The organism is Pseudomonas sp. GW823-FHT02E01 (assembly GCF_058797535.1).
Genome location: NZ_JBXAJS010000008.1, coordinates 198482 through 214605, shown reverse-complemented (window position 1 = coordinate 214605; position 16124 = coordinate 198482). Strand labels below are relative to the sequence as shown.

General features: G+C 59.8%; 14 protein-coding genes. 7 read left to right on the top strand and 7 right to left on the bottom strand.

Features of this window, described 5'->3' with window-relative positions:
• Positions 1–114 precede the first annotated feature (114 nt).
• The 7 genes from AC1RDQ_RS20485 (at position 115) to AC1RDQ_RS20455 (ending at position 5696) form a co-directional block, all read left to right on the top strand.
• The gene (locus tag AC1RDQ_RS20485) at positions 115–1104 is read left to right on the top strand and encodes an alpha/beta fold hydrolase (RefSeq protein ID WP_090454039.1); all 990 of its coding nucleotides are present in this window, start codon (positions 115–117) and stop codon (positions 1102–1104) included.
• A gap of 120 nt (positions 1105–1224) precedes the next feature.
• Positions 1225–1716, top strand: a complete 492-nt coding sequence (gene rraA / locus AC1RDQ_RS20480; RefSeq protein WP_008027412.1) for a ribonuclease E activity regulator RraA — start codon at positions 1225–1227, stop codon at positions 1714–1716.
• Positions 1717–1742: 26 nt separating this feature from the next.
• On the top strand, positions 1743–2738 hold the full coding sequence (locus AC1RDQ_RS20475) for a zinc transporter ZntB (RefSeq protein WP_150812371.1): 996 nt from the start codon (positions 1743–1745) through the stop codon (positions 2736–2738).
• Positions 2739–2800: 62 nt separating this feature from the next.
• On the top strand, positions 2801–3049 hold the full coding sequence (locus AC1RDQ_RS20470; RefSeq protein ID WP_008017601.1) for a hypothetical protein: 249 nt from the start codon (positions 2801–2803) through the stop codon (positions 3047–3049).
• A 2-nt stretch (positions 3050–3051) separates the two neighbouring features.
• Positions 3052–3876 (top strand): mechanosensitive ion channel family protein, encoded by an 825-nt coding sequence (locus AC1RDQ_RS20465; protein WP_008048604.1) that lies wholly within the window; start codon positions 3052–3054, stop codon positions 3874–3876.
• Between the two features lie 90 nt (positions 3877–3966).
• A complete protein-coding gene (gene sigX, locus AC1RDQ_RS20460) occupies positions 3967–4557 on the top strand; it encodes an RNA polymerase sigma factor SigX (protein ID WP_015096065.1) in 591 nt (196 codons plus the stop codon).
• A gap of 107 nt (positions 4558–4664) precedes the next feature.
• Complete coding sequence (locus tag AC1RDQ_RS20455; protein ID WP_057715703.1) at positions 4665–5696, top strand: OmpA family protein; 1032 nt, start codon at positions 4665–4667, stop codon at positions 5694–5696.
• A gap of 73 nt (positions 5697–5769) precedes the next feature.
• On the opposite strand, the gene cobA is transcribed toward AC1RDQ_RS20455, so the two are convergent.
• The 7 genes from cobA to AC1RDQ_RS20420 form a co-directional block, all read right to left on the bottom strand.
• Positions 5770–6534, bottom strand: coding sequence for a uroporphyrinogen-III C-methyltransferase (gene cobA / locus AC1RDQ_RS20450; protein ID WP_154860687.1), 765 nt, complete (start codon positions 6532–6534; stop codon positions 5770–5772).
• Between the two features lie 10 nt (positions 6535–6544).
• Positions 6545–9262, bottom strand: coding sequence for a nitrate reductase (locus AC1RDQ_RS20445; protein ID WP_492587982.1), 2718 nt, complete (start codon positions 9260–9262; stop codon positions 6545–6547).
• The gene (nirD, locus tag AC1RDQ_RS20440; RefSeq protein ID WP_046042889.1) at positions 9262–9579 is read right to left on the bottom strand and encodes a nitrite reductase small subunit NirD; all 318 of its coding nucleotides are present in this window, start codon (positions 9577–9579) and stop codon (positions 9262–9264) included. The genes AC1RDQ_RS20445 and nirD overlap by 1 nt, the downstream gene beginning before the upstream one ends.
• A complete protein-coding gene (gene nirB, locus AC1RDQ_RS20435; RefSeq protein WP_223508579.1) occupies positions 9576–12029 on the bottom strand; it encodes a nitrite reductase large subunit NirB in 2454 nt (817 codons plus the stop codon). Before nirB ends, nirD begins: the two co-directional genes overlap by 4 nt.
• A 289-nt stretch (positions 12030–12318) precedes the next feature.
• A complete protein-coding gene (locus tag AC1RDQ_RS20430) occupies positions 12319–13986 on the bottom strand; it encodes a bifunctional protein-serine/threonine kinase/phosphatase (protein WP_492587981.1) in 1668 nt (555 codons plus the stop codon).
• A gap of 7 nt (positions 13987–13993) precedes the next feature.
• A complete protein-coding gene (locus tag AC1RDQ_RS20425; protein ID WP_057715698.1) occupies positions 13994–15205 on the bottom strand; it encodes a nitrate/nitrite transporter in 1212 nt (403 codons plus the stop codon).
• Positions 15206–15542: 337 nt separating this feature from the next.
• Positions 15543–16118: an ANTAR domain-containing response regulator gene (locus AC1RDQ_RS20420; RefSeq protein ID WP_057715697.1), complete on the bottom strand. Its 576-nt coding sequence runs from the start codon at positions 16116–16118 to the stop codon at positions 15543–15545.
• Between the last annotated feature and the right edge of the window lie 6 nt (positions 16119–16124).

Genomic DNA, 16124 nt, shown 5'->3' with positions numbered 1-16124 from the left:
ACGTGGTGTCCCGAGTTCTTCGCGAGCAGGGCTCGCTCCTACAGGGAGCGGTCTTTATGAGATTCAAGCAGGGCGGGCTCCATCTGGATGCCGCCCTTTTTTGTGCAAGAGATTATGCAAAGCAGCAGCAACCTATTTCCTGTCGCCCTGATCAGTGCCGAACGGCGCGGTGATCTGAGCGAAGATGTGTATCGTTTGAAACCCGGTAACAGTCCCGACTTCACCGTCGAATTGGCTGTGACACGCCTTGGCATGGCCGATGAGTCGTCCTCCCGTGGCGTGCCGGTGATCCTGCTGCACGGCAGCTTTTCCAATCGCCGGTTCTGGTTTTCTCCCAAAGGCCTGGGGTTGGGCGCTTACCTGGCCCGTCTGGGGTTCGATGTCTGGATTCCGGAAATGCGCGGTCACGGCCTGTCCCAGCGTAACCACGACTACCGCAAGAACCGTGTTGCCGACTACGCACGCTATGACCTGCCGGCCATTGGTGCGTTCGTGCGCGAACAGAGCGGGCAGGTGCCACACTGGATCGGTCACTCACTGGGCGGTATTACATTGGCCGCAGCGCTGGGTGGCGAGTACATCGGTGAGCCGGTCGTGGCCTCGGCGGCGTTTTTCGGTACACAAGTCAGTCGCACCTACTGGCCATTGAAGATTCCGCCGGTAGAGTGGAGCGGTCGCTTCATTCTCAAGCGTTTTGCCCAGTTGTCCGGTTCAAGGCTCAAGCGCGGTCCGGAGGACGAGCCCATCGGCCTGGCCCTGGAAGGCATGCGCTGGTACGGTCTGTTCGGGCGCTTTGGCGATGCCGATAAAAACTGGTGGGCGGGTTTGGCCGAGGTCAAGTTGCCGGTGCTTGCCGTGAGCGCTGCGGGTGATCATCAGGATCCTGCGTGGGCGTGTCGCAAGTTGTTCGAGCAGTTCGGTTCCGAGCACAAGCAATTCATCAACCTGGGGCGCGAGCAGGGCTTCGGCGACAATTTCGGTCACGTGGAAATGCTCGTCAGCAAGGCAGCCCAGGCTGAAGTCTGGCCTTTGGTGACGCGCTGGTTGGCCGATCAGCAGACACCTTTGCCGGGAGCGCAACAGGATTTGGTCGCGGCAATCTGAGCCTGACGCTCTAAGAAGGGCATTTCGCTCCGGTCGGCTTGCGGCTAAGATATGACGCATTGAGCTGTTCTGGTCACTTTCCGACATCCTCGATTGTCTTCCTCTTACAGGAGTTTCTCGATGAACCATTACATCACGCCTGACCTGTGCGACGCCTATCCGGAGCTGGTGCAGGTGCTGGAACCGATGTTCAGCAATTTCGGCGGCCGTGATTCCTTCGGCGGCGAAATCGTGACCATCAAATGCTTTGAAGACAACTCGCGGGTCAAGGAGCAGGTCGAGCTCAAGGGGAATGGCAAAGTGCTGGTGGTAGACGGTGGCGGTTCCCTGCGACATGCGTTGCTCGGTGACATGCTGGCCGAGAAAGCCGCGAAAAACGGTTGGGAAGGGCTGGTGATCTACGGTTGCATCCGCGACGTCGATATCATCGCGCAGACCGATCTGGGCGTTCAGGCCCTCGCCAGCCACCCGAGGAAATCCGACAGGCGCGGGCTCGGCGATCTCAACGTTGTGGTGACGTTTGCCGGCGTGACGTTCCGTCCAGGCGAATACATTTATGCGGACAACAACGGCGTGATCATCTCGCCCAGCCCGCTGAAAATGCCTGAATAAAGCGCCGGTTGACCAAAGGAGTGCGGATGTTCGAGGAAGAAAACGCGCAATGGGGGCTGGTGCATGCCCTGGTGCTGGACGGTAAAGGCGGTGCGCGTTCGATTGCCCGGACTGAACTCGATGACTTGCAACTGCAGGCCCATGAAAGCCTGTGGCTGCACTGGGATCGCAGTCATCCGCAAACCCGGACCTGGTTGCGCAAATCCAGCGGTCTGAGCGAATTCAGCTGTGACCTGTTACTCGAAGAAAACACCCGTCCGCGACTTCTACAGCTTTCGGACAGCGAACTGCTGCTATTTTTGCGCGGGGTCAATCTGAACCCTGGCGCCGAACCGGAAGACATGGTGTCGGTGCGGATTTTCGGCTCTGCCCAGCGTGTCATTTCCCTGCGTTTGCGTCCTTTGCGTGCCACTGACGAGTTGCTGGTGCAACTGTCCGAGGGCAAGGGGCCGAAAACTGCCTCCGAACTCATCCTTTGCATGGCGCAGTACCTCACCAACAAGGTGCAGGATCTGGTCAGCTGTCTCTCGGAAGTGGTCGATGAGGAAGAAGAAAAGCTGGATACCGACGAACGGTATACTCCTGAGCACGGGGCGGTTTTGCAGATTCGTCGCCGGGCGGCTGCGTTGAAGCGCTTTCTGGCTCCGCAGCGGGACATTTTCGGGCAGTTGACGCGAATCAAGTTGCCCTGGTTCGTCGAGGATGACGGCGATTACTGGAACGAATTGAACAATAGCCTGACCCGCTACCTCGAAGAGCTGGAATTGACCCGGGAGCGGGTGGGGCTGGTCCTGGAGGCTGAAGACCGTCGCTTGAGCGTGCGCATGAACCGCACGATGTATCGCTTCGGGATCATCACCGGGATCTTTTTGCCGATGAGTTTTCTGGCCGGGCTTTTGGGGATCAACGTCGGTGGAATTCCATTCTCTGCCAGCCCTTACGGCTTTCTGATCGCTTGCCTGATGATGGTCTCGGTGGCGCTCGGGCAGTGGTGGTTGTTCCGACGTTTGCGCTGGGTCTGAGGGAAACCATGTGACCCGACCAAAACTGACCGCGTCTCCCACAGACATCACGAGAGGTGCGTATGCACGATCCGTTTGAACAGTCTTTACGCGACATGCTCAACGCCTCACCGTCCACCCGGGACGACGATGCGTGCCTGGGGCGTGTGCTGAAAACCGCCAACCGCCAGGTCGGCGCCGGTGATCTGTTCAGCCTGCTGGGGCGCTGGTTGCCCGCACTGATGATCGCCCTGAATAACGGATCGGCCCATGTCGCGCCGGTATCCCGTCTTCGTAAACCTACTGCTCGCACTGCTGATAAGGCTGATTGAATATGGAACTTGATCTCTGGACTCAGAGCCTCGTCACTGCAATGACTGCGTTGTGGACCAAGGTTGCGAACTTCATTCCGAACCTGTTCGGCGCACTGGTTGTGCTGCTGTTGGGTTTTGTCGTGGCCAAACTGCTGGACACCTTGCTCTCGAAGTTGCTCGCCAAACTGGGCCTTGATCGCTTGATGGGTGGCACCGGCCTGACCAAATTGCTGTCCCGTGCAGGGTTGCAAGTTCCTATTTCGACGCTGATCGGCAAAATCGTCTATTGGTTCGTTCTGCTGATTTTTCTGGTTTCTGCCGCAGAATCCCTTGGCCTTGAGCGAGTTTCAGCTACGCTGGACATGCTTGCGTTGTATTTACCGAAGGTGTTCGGCGCGGCGCTGGTGTTGCTGGTCGGTGTCTTGCTGGCGCAACTGGCCAACGGGCTGGTGCGCGGAGCGGCAGAAGGCGTGGGGCTGGACTATGCTTCAGGGCTTGGACGGATTGCCCAGGGCCTGGTGATCATCATCAGTATTTCGGTTGCGATCAGCCAGTTGGAGGTCAAGACCGACCTGCTGAACCATGTGATCGTGATTGTGTTGATAACCGTTGGTCTGGCAGTAGCGCTGGCCATGGGGTTGGGAAGCCGGGAAATTGCCGGCCAGATTCTTGCGGGAATCTACGTGCGTGAGCTGTACCAGGTTGGGCAACAAGTGCGTGTTGGCGAGGTCGAAGGCCAGATCGAAGAGATCGGCACGGTTAAAACCACATTGCTGACCGATGAGGGTGAGCTAGTCTCTCTTTCCAATCGGATCCTCCTTGAGCAGCATGTGAGTAGCCGCTAACCCGGCAAACCCTGCTAATGTATGCCGCCGCAAAATGCCTGCTCACGCTGGCTGCGGCGGACATTGACCTGACTGTCGGCCCGACTTGTTTTGAATAAAGCCCAATCGTTATCCATGCGCTACGACCCCCGCGAGCTCTCTGATGAGGAGTTGGTCGCGCGCTCGCATACCGAGCTGTTTCACGTAACACGCGCCTATGAAGAACTGATGCGGCGTTACCAGCGAACATTATTTAACGTGTGCGCACGATATCTAGGGAACGATCGCGACGCAGACGATGTCTGTCAGGAGGTCATGTTGAAGGTGCTGTATGGCCTGAAGAACTTCGAAGGTAAATCGAAGTTCAAGACATGGCTATATAGCATCACGTACAACGAGTGCATCACACAGTATCGGAAGGAACGGCGAAAGCGTCGCTTGATGGACGCATTGAGTCTTGACCCCCTCGAGGAAGCGTCTGAAGAAAAGACGCCGAAACCTGAGGAAAAAGGCGGACTTGATCGCTGGTTGGTGTATGTGAACCCGATTGATCGTGAAATTCTGGTGCTACGATTTGTCGCAGAGCTGGAGTTTCAGGAAATCGCAGACATCATGCATATGGGTTTGAGCGCAACAAAAATGCGGTACAAACGCGCTCTAGATAAATTGCGTGAGAAATTTGCAGGCATTGCTGAAACTTAGTTCAGCGCAAATATCTCTTACGTGTAGGCAAGTTCTGTTAGACTTGCCGCCGAGTTGTCCCCCGGTTTGCGGGACTGCTTCACAATCACCAGATGGGGATTTAACGGATGAAACTGAAAAACACCTTGGGCTTGGCCATTGGTTCTCTTATTGCCGCCACTTCCATCGGCGCTCTGGCACAGGGCCAAGGCGCAGTTGAAATCGAAGGCTACGCAAAGAAGCAATATTTCGATAGCGACCGTAACTTCAAGAACGACGGCATCCTGCCGGGTGGTTCGATCGGTTACTTCCTGACAGACGACGTTGAACTGCGTCTGGCCTACGACGAAGTGCACAATGCCCGTGCAAACGATGGCAAGAACGTTAAGGGCGCGAACACCGCTCTGGACGCTCTGTACCACTTCAACAACCCAGGCGACATGCTGCGTCCTTACGTCTCGGGCGGTTTCTCCGACCAGAGCATCGACCAGAACGGCTCGAACGGTCGTAACCGTTCCACCTTCGCCAACGTTGGCGGCGGTGCCAAGCTGTACTTCACCGACAACTTCTACGCCCGTGCTGGCGTTGAAGCTCAGTACAACATCGACCAGGGCAACACCGAGTGGGCTCCTAGCGTCGGTATCGGTGTGAACTTCGGCGGCGGCAGCAAGCCAGCTGCTGCTCCAGTTCCAGCTCCGGAAGTTTGCTCTGACAGCGACAACGATGGCGTTTGCGACAACGTTGACAAGTGCCCAGACACCCCAGCCAACGTAACTGTTGACGCTGACGGCTGCCCGGCAGTTGCTGAAGTTGTTCGTGTTGAGCTGGACGTGAAGTTCGACTTCGACAAGTCGGTAGTCAAGCCAAACAGCTACGGCGACATCAAGAACCTGGCTGACTTCATGAAGCAGTACCCATCCACCAGCACTACTGTTGAAGGTCACACTGACTCCGTCGGTCCTGACGCTTACAACCAGAAACTGTCCGAGCGTCGTGCAAACGCCGTTAAACAAGTTCTGACCAACCAGTACGGTGTTGAATCGTCCCGCGTTCAGTCTGTTGGCTACGGCGAATCCCGCCCAGTTGCTGACAACAAAACTGACGCTGGTCGTGCAGTTAACCGTCGCGTAGAAGCGCAGGTTGAAGCTCAAGCTAAGTAATTAGCTCGCAGCTCTGAAAAGCCCGGCTCAGGCCGGGCTTTTCTTTGTCTGCAATTTGGTGAAATAGTTGAAACTACGCTGACTGATCTGCCGCCATCACAGGCAATTCACGCTCCCACAGCGATTGAGTTGCACAGGCTGCCACTGCACCGATCACCAGTATGGCAGGGCTTTTCAGCTGGAATCTGTAGGCTGCTTCATCCATGTTTGTGAGAGTGCTCCGACATTCCCGTTGATGGGGCAAGGAGGCATTTTCAATCATGGCCACGGGCGTATCCGTTGCCATGCCGCCGGCCAATAGCTGCTCACGGATTTCACCGAGCTTGGCCACTCCCATGTAAACCACCAACGTCGTTCCGCCTTGGGCCAGTGCCTGCCAGTTCAATTGGCTGTCGTCCTGGGTGTGTGCGGTGACCAGCGTGACACCACGGGCTACACCGCGCAAAGTCAGCGGAATATCGCATTGCGTTGCCCCCGCCAGTCCGGCAGTGATGCCGTTGACCAACTCGGCTTCGACCCCACGCTCACGCAGCCACTGCGCCTCTTCACCACCGCGACCGAAAATGCATGGATCGCCGCCCTTGAGCCGCGCTACGCATTTACCCTGCCGGGCATAACGAAGCATCAGGCGATGGATGAACGCTTGCGGGGTAGAGCGGCAGCCGCCACGCTTGCCCACCGGAATGATCCGCGCTCCAGGGCAATGCTCGAGTACCGCGACATTGACCAGGTCATCGATCAGCACCACATCTGCCTCGCGCAAGGCACGTACCGCCTTCAACGTGAGCAACTCCGGATCACCCGGGCCCGCACCTACCAGCCAGACTTTTGCACTCATAGTGTTTTCCTCACGAGAAGACGGTGACTGGCTGCGCCGTGGCAGCCAGCAGGCGTTTGATTTCCGGAACGCAGGACCCGCATTGCGTGCCGCAACCCAGTTCTTGCTTGAGCCCCTGCAAGTCCAGGCCACGGCTGATGCCGGCGCAGATCGCGTTCTGGCCGACGTTCTTGCAATTGCACAGGATCTTGTTCGAGTTGAAGGGCGTGTCGAGATTGCCCGGTGGTGCGCTCAGCGGCGCAAGCAGCCAGCGCCGCAGTTGCTGGTCCGCGCGACCTTCGAGCCACAGCCCCTGCAACCAGTGCTGGGCAAGGGTTTCACCGGCCAGTCGAATGGCAGTGATCCGGCCATTTTCGATCCGCACGCGCTTGCCTATGGCCCGGCGAGGGTCGTCGTAAGCCAGTACCGGGCCGTCATCGAGCGCCAGGTTTTTATCGATTTCGCTTAGCAACTCTGCCGAAGGTGCTGAAGTATTGGCAGCCCGTACAAGCAGGGCAGGGCGCTCACGGCCAACCAGACTGAGACTGACGTAGGAAAACGCCTCACAGAGCGGTCGTAGCGTTTCAAAATGCCGTTGAACATCGCCCTCGATCAGTGCGAATAGTTTCCAGGGCAAATCCACCGGATCCAGGCGAACGCCGCTGTGTTTAAGTTCGGGCTGTTTCGACAAAGGATCGAATGCGGGCAGGGTGAGGCTGTTCACCCCGCCCTTGAGAAAACGGTCGCCCCAATGCATCGGCAAAAAGGCCTGGCCTGGACGCACGCTGTCATCGCTGGCAACCGCGACGACGATTGCGCCGCGCCTGCTTTTCAGGCTGACCAGATCCCCCGGCTGCAGGCGATGGCGGCGCAGTTCGTCCGGGTGCAGGCTCAACTCCGCTTCGCTGACATGGCCAAACAGCTGCGCAGCGGTGCCGGTGCGGCTCATGCCGTGCCATTGATCGCGCAGACGGCCGGTGATCAGGGTCAGCGGGAAGCGTGCATCGCGTTGCTCTTTGGCGGCACGGTATGGATCGGCCACGAACTGTGCGCGCCCATTGGCAGTGGCAAATACCCCGTCGACGTACAGCCGGGCCGTGCCTTCAACGGCACCCGCAGGGAAGGGCCACTGCTGCGGGCCGAGACGATCGATCAGTGCATGGCTGATACCGGACAGATCCAGGTCGCGACCTTGAGTCAGTTGTTTGTATTCGTCAAAGACCTGAGCGGGATTATCAAATTCAAACAGGCTGGTTTGGCCGGGACGCAGGTGTTTTTCCAGGCGTTGTGCGAAATCTATGGTGATTGCCCAGTCCGGCCGCGCCTCACCCGGTGCGACGATTGCCTGGCGTACGTGGGAAATGCGCCGCTCGGAGTTGGTCACGCAACCTTCCTTTTCCCCCCAACTGGCGGCGGGCAACAGAAGGTCGGCGAACTTCGCGGTTTCAGTGGTGCTGAAGGCTTCCTGCAACACCACGAACGGGCAGGCTTGCAGAGCTGCGCGCACGGCCGTCTGGTCCGGCATGGATTGCGCGGGGTTGGTGCAGGCGATCCACAACGCCTTGATCTTGCCGTTGCGCACTTGCTCGAACAATTCGATCGCAGAGAGCCCGGGGCTTTCCGGCAGTTGCTCGACGCCCCAGTAGGACGCCACTTGCGCACGGTGTTGTGCATTGGCGGCGTCACGGTGACCGGGCAGCAAGTTGGACAAACTGCCGGTTTCCCGCCCGCCCATGGCATTTGGCTGACCGGTGAGGGAGAAAGGTCCGGCGCCGGGACGACCGATCTGCCCGGTGGCCAGGTGCAGATTGATCAATGCACTGTTTTTCGCGCTGCCGGCGGTGGACTGGTTAAGCCCCATGCACCACAGCGACAGAAAGCTCGGTGATGTGCCGATCCACTCGGCACATTGCTGCAATTGCCCGAGGCTGATACCGCAGAGCTGCGAAACCATTTGCGGCGTGTAGTCACGCACCAGGTTTTTCAGCTCGGCCAGGCCTTCGGTGTGGTCCCTGATGAAGTCACGATCTATCCAGTCTTCCCACAGCAGCAGATGCAAAATCCCATGGAACAAGGCGACATCGGTGCCCGGCAAGATCGCCAGGTGCAGGTCAGCCAGATCGCAGGTATCTGTGCGACGTGGGTCAATGACGATGACCTTCATCTGCGGCCGGCGGGATTTGGCTGCTTCCAGCCGGCGAAACAGCACCGGGTGGGCGTAGGCCATGTTGCTGCCGACGATCATCACGCAATCGCTCAGCTCCAGGTCTTCGTAGCTGCAGGGCGGGGCGTCGGCACCCAGGCTGCGCTTGTAGCCGACCACCGCCGATGACATGCACAGGCGCGAATTGCTGTCGATGTTGTTGGTGCCTACCAGGGCACGCGCCAGCTTGTTGAAGGCGTAGTAGTCCTCGGTCAACAGTTGCCCGGAAATGTAGAACGCCACGCTGTCCGGGCCATGTTCGGCAATGGTCGCGGCAAACACGCTGGTCGCGTGATCGAGGGCGGTATCCCAATCGGTGCGGTGGCGGGCCAGGCTTTTACCAAGGCGCAGTTCGGGGTACAACGCCCGCGCCGTCAAGTCGCCGGTCAGGTGCAGGGTCGAACCCTTGCTGCACAGTTTGCCGAAATTGGCCGGGTGCGCCGGGTCGCCGCTGACGCCGAGGATGCGTGAACCGTCGTGCTCGATCAGCACCCCGCAACCGACCCCGCAGTAACAGCAGGTGGACGCAGTGATCTGGCGGTCCATCAGCCTGCATCCCGCAGGGCCAGCATCACCCGGCCATTTTCCACCCGGGCGAGATGGTGATGGGCACAGCCGATGTCCGGGGCCAGGGCTTCGCCGCTTTCCAGGTCGATTTGCCAGTTGTGCAGCGGGCAGGCCACACGCTTGCCGTAGACCAGACCTTGGGACAACGGGCCGCCCTTGTGCGGGCAGCGGTCGTCGAGGGCGAACACTTCGTCGTCGCTGGTACGGAAAATCGCGATGTCTCCCTTTGGCCCGGCGATGATCCGCGAGCCCAGGGCATTGATCTCTTCCAGTGCACAGATATCCAGCCAGTTCATGCCAGCACCTCCAGGTTTTTCACGGGGATGACGTCGAATTCTTTTTTCAGCTGGGGCTGTTCCAGGCGTTCCTTCCACGGGTCCTGTTCGAACGACAGGGAGAATTGCAGGCGATCGTTGAGCGCCTTGCGACGCTCCGGATCTTCCAGCACGGCTTTCTTGATGTGTTCCATGCCGACCCGTTGCAGGTAGTGCACGGTGCGTTCGAGGTAGAAGGCTTCTTCGCGATAGAGCTGCAGGAATGCACCGTTGTATTCGCGCACTTCTTCGGCGGTTTTCAGTTTGACGAAGAATTCCGCGACTTCGGTCTTGATCCCGCCGTTGCCACCGATGTACATCTCCCAGCCGGAGTCCACACCGATAATTCCCACATCCTTGATACCGGCTTCCGAGCAGTTGCGCGGGCAACCGGAGACAGCCAGTTTCACCTTGTGCGGCGACCACATGTTGAACAGGTCATGTTCCAGTTCAATGCCCAGCTGTGTTGAATTCTGGGTGCCAAAGCGGCAGAACTCGCTGCCGACGCAGGTTTTCACTGTGCGGATGGATTTGCCATAGGCGTGGCCGGACGGCATGTCCAGGTCCTTCCATACCCCCGGCAGGTCTTGCTTGCGAATACCCAGCAAGTCGATGCGTTGGCCACCGGTGACCTTGACCATCGGCACGTTGTACTTGTCGGCGACGTCGGCAATGCGCCGCAGCTCTGAAGGATTGGTCACACCGCCCCACATCCGCGGGACTACAGAGTAGGTGCCGTCTTTCTGAATATTGGCGTGGGCGCGTTCATTGATCAGGCGCGATTGCGGATCATCCTTGGCTTCTCCTGGCCAGGTGGAGATCAGGTAGTAGTTGAGCGCCGGGCGGCAGGTGGCGCAGCCGTTGGGTGTGCGCCAGTTCAGGTAGCTCATGGTGCCGGCGATGGTCAGCAGGTGCTGCTCGCGGATGGCCTGGCGGATTTGCCCGTGGTTGAGATCGCTGCAGCCGCAGATGGCCTTTTCGCTTTTCGGCTTGACGTCGGCGGCGCCGCCCACGGTGTTGATCAGGATCTGTTCGACGAGGCCGGCGCAGGAACCGCAGGAGCTGGCAGCCTTGGTGTGTTTCTTGACGTCGTCGACACTGAACAGCCCGTGCTCCTGGATCGCCTTGACGATGGTGCCTTTGCACACGCCGTTGCAGCCGCAGACTTCGGCGTTGTCGGCCATGCTCATGGCTTTGTCCTGGCCTTGATGTCCTACGTCGCCCAGTGCATTTTCACCGAACATCAAGTGATCGCGGATCTCACTGATGGCATGGTTTTCACGGATCTGCCGGAAATACCAGCCGCCATCCGCCGTATCGCCGTACAGGCAGGCGCCCACCAGCACGTCATCCTTGATCACCAGTTTCTTGTAGACGCCGCCAATCGGGTCCGAGAGGGTAATGGTCTCGGTGCCTTCACCGCCCATGAAGTCGCCGGCGGAAAACAGGTCGATACCGGTAACCTTCAATTTGGTCGAGGTCACCGAACCCTTGTAGGTGGCAAAACCCAGTTGGGCCAGGTGGTTGGCGCAGACTTTGGCCTGTTCGAACAGCGGCGCCACCAAACCATAGGCGATACCGCGGTGGCTGGCACACTCGCCGATGGCATAGATCCGTGGGTCGTAGGTTTGCATTGTGTCGTTGACCAGAATCCCGCGGCTGCACGGAATGCCGGATTTCTCCGCCAGTTCGGTATTGGGGCGAATGCCGGCGGCCATCACTACCAGGTCAGCGGGAATGATGTCGCCGTTCTTGAATTGCACCGAACCGACCCGGCCGTTGCCAGCGTCGTGCAAGGCCTGGGTCTGCTCGCACAGGCGAAAGTGCAGGCCGCGAGATTCCAGCGCGGTTTGCAGCAACTGGCCGCTGGTCTTGTCCAGTTGCCGCTCCAGCAACCACTCGCCGATATGCACCACGGTGACGTGCATGCCCCGCAGCATCAGGCCGTTGGCGGCCTCCAGGCCGAGCAGGCCGCCGCCGATCACCACGGCGTGCCGGTGGGTTTTCGCGGTGTCGATCATGGCCTGGGTGTCGGCGATGTCGCGGTAGCCGATCACGCCGTCAAGAGTGTTGCCGGGAATCGGCAGGATGAAAGGCGTCGAGCCGGTGGCGATCAGCAGGCGATCGTATTCGGCTTCGCTGCCGTCTTCGGCAATGACCCGGCGCTTGACCCGGTCGATCTCCACCACCTTGCGGTTGAGCAGCAGCTTGATGTTGTTTTCCAGGTACCAGTCCAGGTCGTTGAGCACGATTTCTTCGAAGGTCTGTTCGCCCGCCAGCACCGGCGACAGCAGGATGCGGTTGTAGTTGGTGTGCGGTTCGGCACCGAAGACCGTGATGTCGTACAGCTCCGTGCTCAGTTTGAGCAGCTCTTCCAGGGTCCGGACCCCGGCCATGCCGTTGCCGATCATCACCAGTTTTAGTTTTTTCATCAGGTTCTCCGGGGAGCTCGGGCCTGCCTCATCAGGGTCAGGCCGTGCTCGACAAATTTTGCGCAAACAAAAAAAGGCGTCCCGCTAGTTGCCTAGCGAGGACGCCTTTGTCCTGGTCCCGTTCTCTCGGGAAGTGCAACCTTCGTCGTTGAAGCCTGCGCTGTATGTCTGTTGAAAGAGGTAATGCAGTGGTTATGCCAAGTCGCTCATATCCCGTGTTTGTTGGCATTTTTCCCGTTCACAAGGGCAGAACCGTGAGGGAGTGCACCGATTCAAGGCGCTTTGCCCGCTAATGGAGCGCAACCATCAGCAGCACCAGATTGAGCAGCAACGATATCAGCGCCAATGTTCGCCAGACTTTCAGCGGTTCGCGCTCCAGCAAGGGCCTGGGGCGCACGCTCAAGCTGTGGCGCTCGCCCTGTTCGATCAGCAGCAGCCATTCTTCCGCTGTTTCGAAACGCTGGTCGGGAGCCGCCGCCACGGCGCGCTCCAGGCTATGGGCGATCCAGTCCGGCAGGTCGGGCCGGTAGCGGCTGGCGTTGACCGGGAGGCCAAACCTCGGGCGCTGGAAGGCTTCGATTTCGCCATAGGGGTAATGCCCGGTGAGCAGGAAATACAGGGTTACTCCGACGGCGTACAAGTCCTGCTGTGGCGTCGGTACTTCGCCGCGAAAGGCTTCGGGTGCGATGTAACTGGGTGTACCCGGCAGCGCCCAAGGCAGATCTTGCGAAAGCCCGGGGCAGTAGGCGAGGCCAAAATCCAGCAGGCGCAACTCACCATCGTCCCCCAGCAGCAGGTTTTCCGGTTTGATATCGCGATGCAGGATCTGCCGTCGATGCAACAGGCCGACCGCTCGCAGCAAGCGTTCGGCGATGTCTTGCCACTGGGGCAGCGGCAGCGGTCCGCCTTGCTCATGTCGTTGGGCCAGGGTAGCGCCCGAATATTCACGCATCACGTAGTACAAATGCTGACGCTGACTGGCGGAGTGGACTTCAGGAAAATGTCGACCGGCCACGCGTTTGAGAAACCATTCTTCCGACAGTAACGCTTGCCCGGCCTGGTGATCGTCGTGCAGGCGACCGGGCAGGGTTTTCAACAGCCAGGGTTGTTGCTGGCTGTCGCGAACGCGATAAAGCAGCGATTGCTGGCTCTGTGCGACGATCCCCTCGACCTGCCAGCCCTCGAACGCCTGACCCGGTTTCAGGGCAGGCGGCAGTGGCCATTGCTGTAAGTGCATCAACGCATCGCCAATGCTCGCTTCGCCGAGGGCATCGACCCGCACCAGCATGGCGCTGGCGTTGTCCTGGCTGCCCGCCAGGTGCGCAGCATTGACCAGGGTGTTCGCAGCGCTGTGCAAGTCCGGTTGATCGCGCAGGATCGCGGCAATGGCGGTATCGCCCAGGACGGCCCAGACGCCGTCGCTGAGCAGGACGAAGCATTCATCGGGGCGCAACTCACCGTCGAGAAAATCCAGCACCAGGTGTTGATCGAGCCCCAGCGCACGTTTCAGCACATGCTGCATGCCCGGCTGGTCCCAGACGTGATCCTCGCTGATTCGCTGCAATTGGTCGGCGTGCCAGCGATACACCCGACAATCGCCGACATGAGCCAGGGTAAAACGCCGGCCGCGCAGGACCAGCGCACTCAGGGTGGTCAGCAGCGGTTGTCCGCCGCCATTGGCCTGTAACCAGCGGTTCTGCGCCAGCAGCAGGCGATCGAGTGCCTGTGCGGCGCTCCAGGTTTCCGGCGTGGCGTAGTAATCCAGCGCCAGGGCCTGCAGCGTCGAACGGGCAGCCAGACCGCCATCGACGCATTGGCTGACTCCGTCGGCAATCGCGAACAGGTAACCCTTGCTCGCGGCCAGCGCCGGAGCCGGCGTGACCAGGCGCAGGGCATCCTGGTTTTCCTCGCGAGGACCGATGGCGCTGGCTTCGGCGAAACTCAGTTGCAGGCTCATCGGGGCGTCAGACTCGCGCTGCCGTCACGGCGGCCGAACCCCAGGTGGTTCTCCAGCGACGTTTTACGCCGTGCAGACCGAACCAGGCCAGAACGCCGAGGCTGGCGAACAACCACAGTGCCAGTTGATAGCTGCCGGTGCTTTGCTTGATCGCGCCCATGCCGGCCGCGAGGGCAAAGCCACCGATACCGCCGGCCATGCCGATCAGGCCGGTCATCACGCCGATTTCCCGGCGAAAACGCTGGGGCACCAATTGGAATACCGCGCCATTGCCTGCGCCCAGACCGAGCATGGTGCAGACGAAAAGTGCCAGTGCGGCGTAGGAACTCGGCAGATTGAAGCCGACCACGGCAATGCAGATCGCCGCGACGGTGTACATCGCCAGCAGAGTCCGAATGCCGCCGAACCGGTCAGCCAGCGCGCCACCCAAGGGGCGCATCAGGCTGCCGCCGAACACGCAGGCTGCGGTGTAGTAGCCGGCGGTCACCGGGCTCAAGCCGTACTGGTCGTTGAAATAACCGGGCAGGGCACTGGCCAGACCGATGAAGCCGCCGAATGTCACGCTGTAGAAAAACATGAACCACCAGCTGTCACGATCGCCCAAGGCCTTGAAGTAGTCGGCCATGGATTTGGCTTTTGGCCGCTCGGGGGCATTGCGGGCCAGCCAGGCGAAGACGATCAGGGTCAGAATCAGCGGAATCAGGGCGAAACCGAACACGTTGCTCCAGCCAACCGCCGCCGCCAGCACCGGGGCGATCAATGCGGCGAGCACCGTGCCCGAGTTCCCCGCGCCGGCGATGCCCATGGCCTTGCCTTGATGCTGCGGCGGATACCACTGCGAGGCCAGGGGCAAGGCGACGGCGAACGAAGCGCCGGCCATGCCGAGGAACAGGCCCAGCAGCAACGCCTGCTCGTAGCTGTGGATTCCGAGTTTCCAGGCGCCAAACAGCGCGCAGATCACGATGACCTGACCGATCAGGCCGGCGGTTTTGGGCGACAGGCGATCAGCCAGCATCCCCATCACGAAGCGCAACACCGCCCCGGCCAGAATCGGCGTGGCCACCACCAGCCCGCGTTGCTGCGTCGTCAGGTGCAGGTCGGCGGCGATCTGTACCGCCAAAGGACCGAGCAGGTACCAGACCATGAAGCTCAGGTCGAAATAGAGGAAAGCTGCGAACAATGTGGGTGTATGGCCGGATTTCCAGAAGCTTGAATTCATTGCGCACCTCAGCTGTGAAGAGTCTCGAAAGGAGTCATGAGCTTGCAGGTGGGGCGCCGATACGGCCGCACCACCGGCCCCGTGCTGTGGGGCCAAAACGAAAAAACGCCGCTACCCGATCCGCCAAGGGCAAATGAGGTGAGCGACGTCTTTGTCGTAGGTGGGGCAACCGCCGTTGGTTACCTGTGGTGATTACTTAGCGAGATCTGTGCCAACACTCGAAATCGAGCAGCCATTCGCGAGCAGGCTCGCTCCCACAAGGGAATGGCGTCGAACACAAACCACCTGTGGGAGCGAGCCTGCTCGCGATGGCGGACCTTACAAGCGTCACTGGACTTCAGCCGAGCAACTCGCTCATGGCAATAATCTGCTCCGCCACTTGAATCAGCTTCTGCTGGCGGCTCATCGCCTGGCGGCGCATCAGTGTGTAGGCCTCTTCCTCGTTGCAGTCCTTCATTTTCATCAGCAGTCCCTTGGCCAGTTCAATGCGCTTGCGCTCGGCCAATTGCTGGTCGCGGGCATGCAGTTGGGCACGCAAGGCCTGATCGCTTTCGAAACGTGCCATGGCCACATCGAGAATCGGCTGCAGGCGTTGTGCGTGAATGCCTTCGACGATGTAGGCGCTGACACCGGACTTGATCGCCTGTCGCATCACATCGGGGTCGTGTTCGTCCGTGAACATCACAATCGGTCGTGGCTGGTCGCGAGTCACCAGCACCACTTGTTCCATGACATCGCGGCCCGGTGACTCGGTATCGATCAGAATCACATCCGGACGCACCGTTTCGACGCGTTCGGGCAGGTCGATGGTCAGGCCGGATTCATCGATCACTTCGAATCCGGCCTCGATCAGGGCGGCCTTCAGGCGCCCGACTTTTTTAGCGGTGTCATTGATCAGCAGGATACGCAGCATGTTCAT

Excerpts from the sequence above, each read along its gene's own strand:
- AC1RDQ_RS20485 (WP_090454039.1), top strand. The coding sequence starts at position 115 with ATGCAAAGCAGCAGCAACCTATTTCCTGTCGCCCTGATCAGTGCCGAA.
- rraA (WP_008027412.1), top strand. The coding sequence starts at position 1,225 with ATGAACCATTACATCACGCCTGACCTGTGCGACGCCTATCCGGAGCTG.
- AC1RDQ_RS20475 (WP_150812371.1), top strand. The coding sequence starts at position 1,743 with ATGTTCGAGGAAGAAAACGCGCAATGGGGGCTGGTGCATGCCCTGGTG.
- AC1RDQ_RS20470 (WP_008017601.1), top strand. The coding sequence starts at position 2,801 with ATGCACGATCCGTTTGAACAGTCTTTACGCGACATGCTCAACGCCTCA.
- AC1RDQ_RS20465 (WP_008048604.1), top strand. The coding sequence starts at position 3,052 with ATGGAACTTGATCTCTGGACTCAGAGCCTCGTCACTGCAATGACTGCG.
- AC1RDQ_RS20455 (WP_057715703.1), top strand. The coding sequence starts at position 4,665 with ATGAAACTGAAAAACACCTTGGGCTTGGCCATTGGTTCTCTTATTGCC.
- cobA (WP_154860687.1), bottom strand. The coding sequence starts at position 6,534 with ATGAGTGCAAAAGTCTGGCTGGTAGGTGCGGGCCCGGGTGATCCGGAG.
- AC1RDQ_RS20445 (WP_492587982.1), bottom strand. The coding sequence starts at position 9,262 with ATGGACCGCCAGATCACTGCGTCCACCTGCTGTTACTGCGGGGTCGGT.
- nirD (WP_046042889.1), bottom strand. The coding sequence starts at position 9,579 with ATGAACTGGCTGGATATCTGTGCACTGGAAGAGATCAATGCCCTGGGC.
- nirB (WP_223508579.1), bottom strand. The coding sequence starts at position 12,029 with ATGAAAAAACTAAAACTGGTGATGATCGGCAACGGCATGGCCGGGGTC.
- AC1RDQ_RS20430 (WP_492587981.1), bottom strand. The coding sequence starts at position 13,986 with ATGAGCCTGCAACTGAGTTTCGCCGAAGCCAGCGCCATCGGTCCTCGC.
- AC1RDQ_RS20425 (WP_057715698.1), bottom strand. The coding sequence starts at position 15,205 with ATGAATTCAAGCTTCTGGAAATCCGGCCATACACCCACATTGTTCGCA.
- AC1RDQ_RS20420 (WP_057715697.1), bottom strand. The coding sequence starts at position 16,118 with ATGCTGCGTATCCTGCTGATCAATGACACCGCTAAAAAAGTCGGGCGC.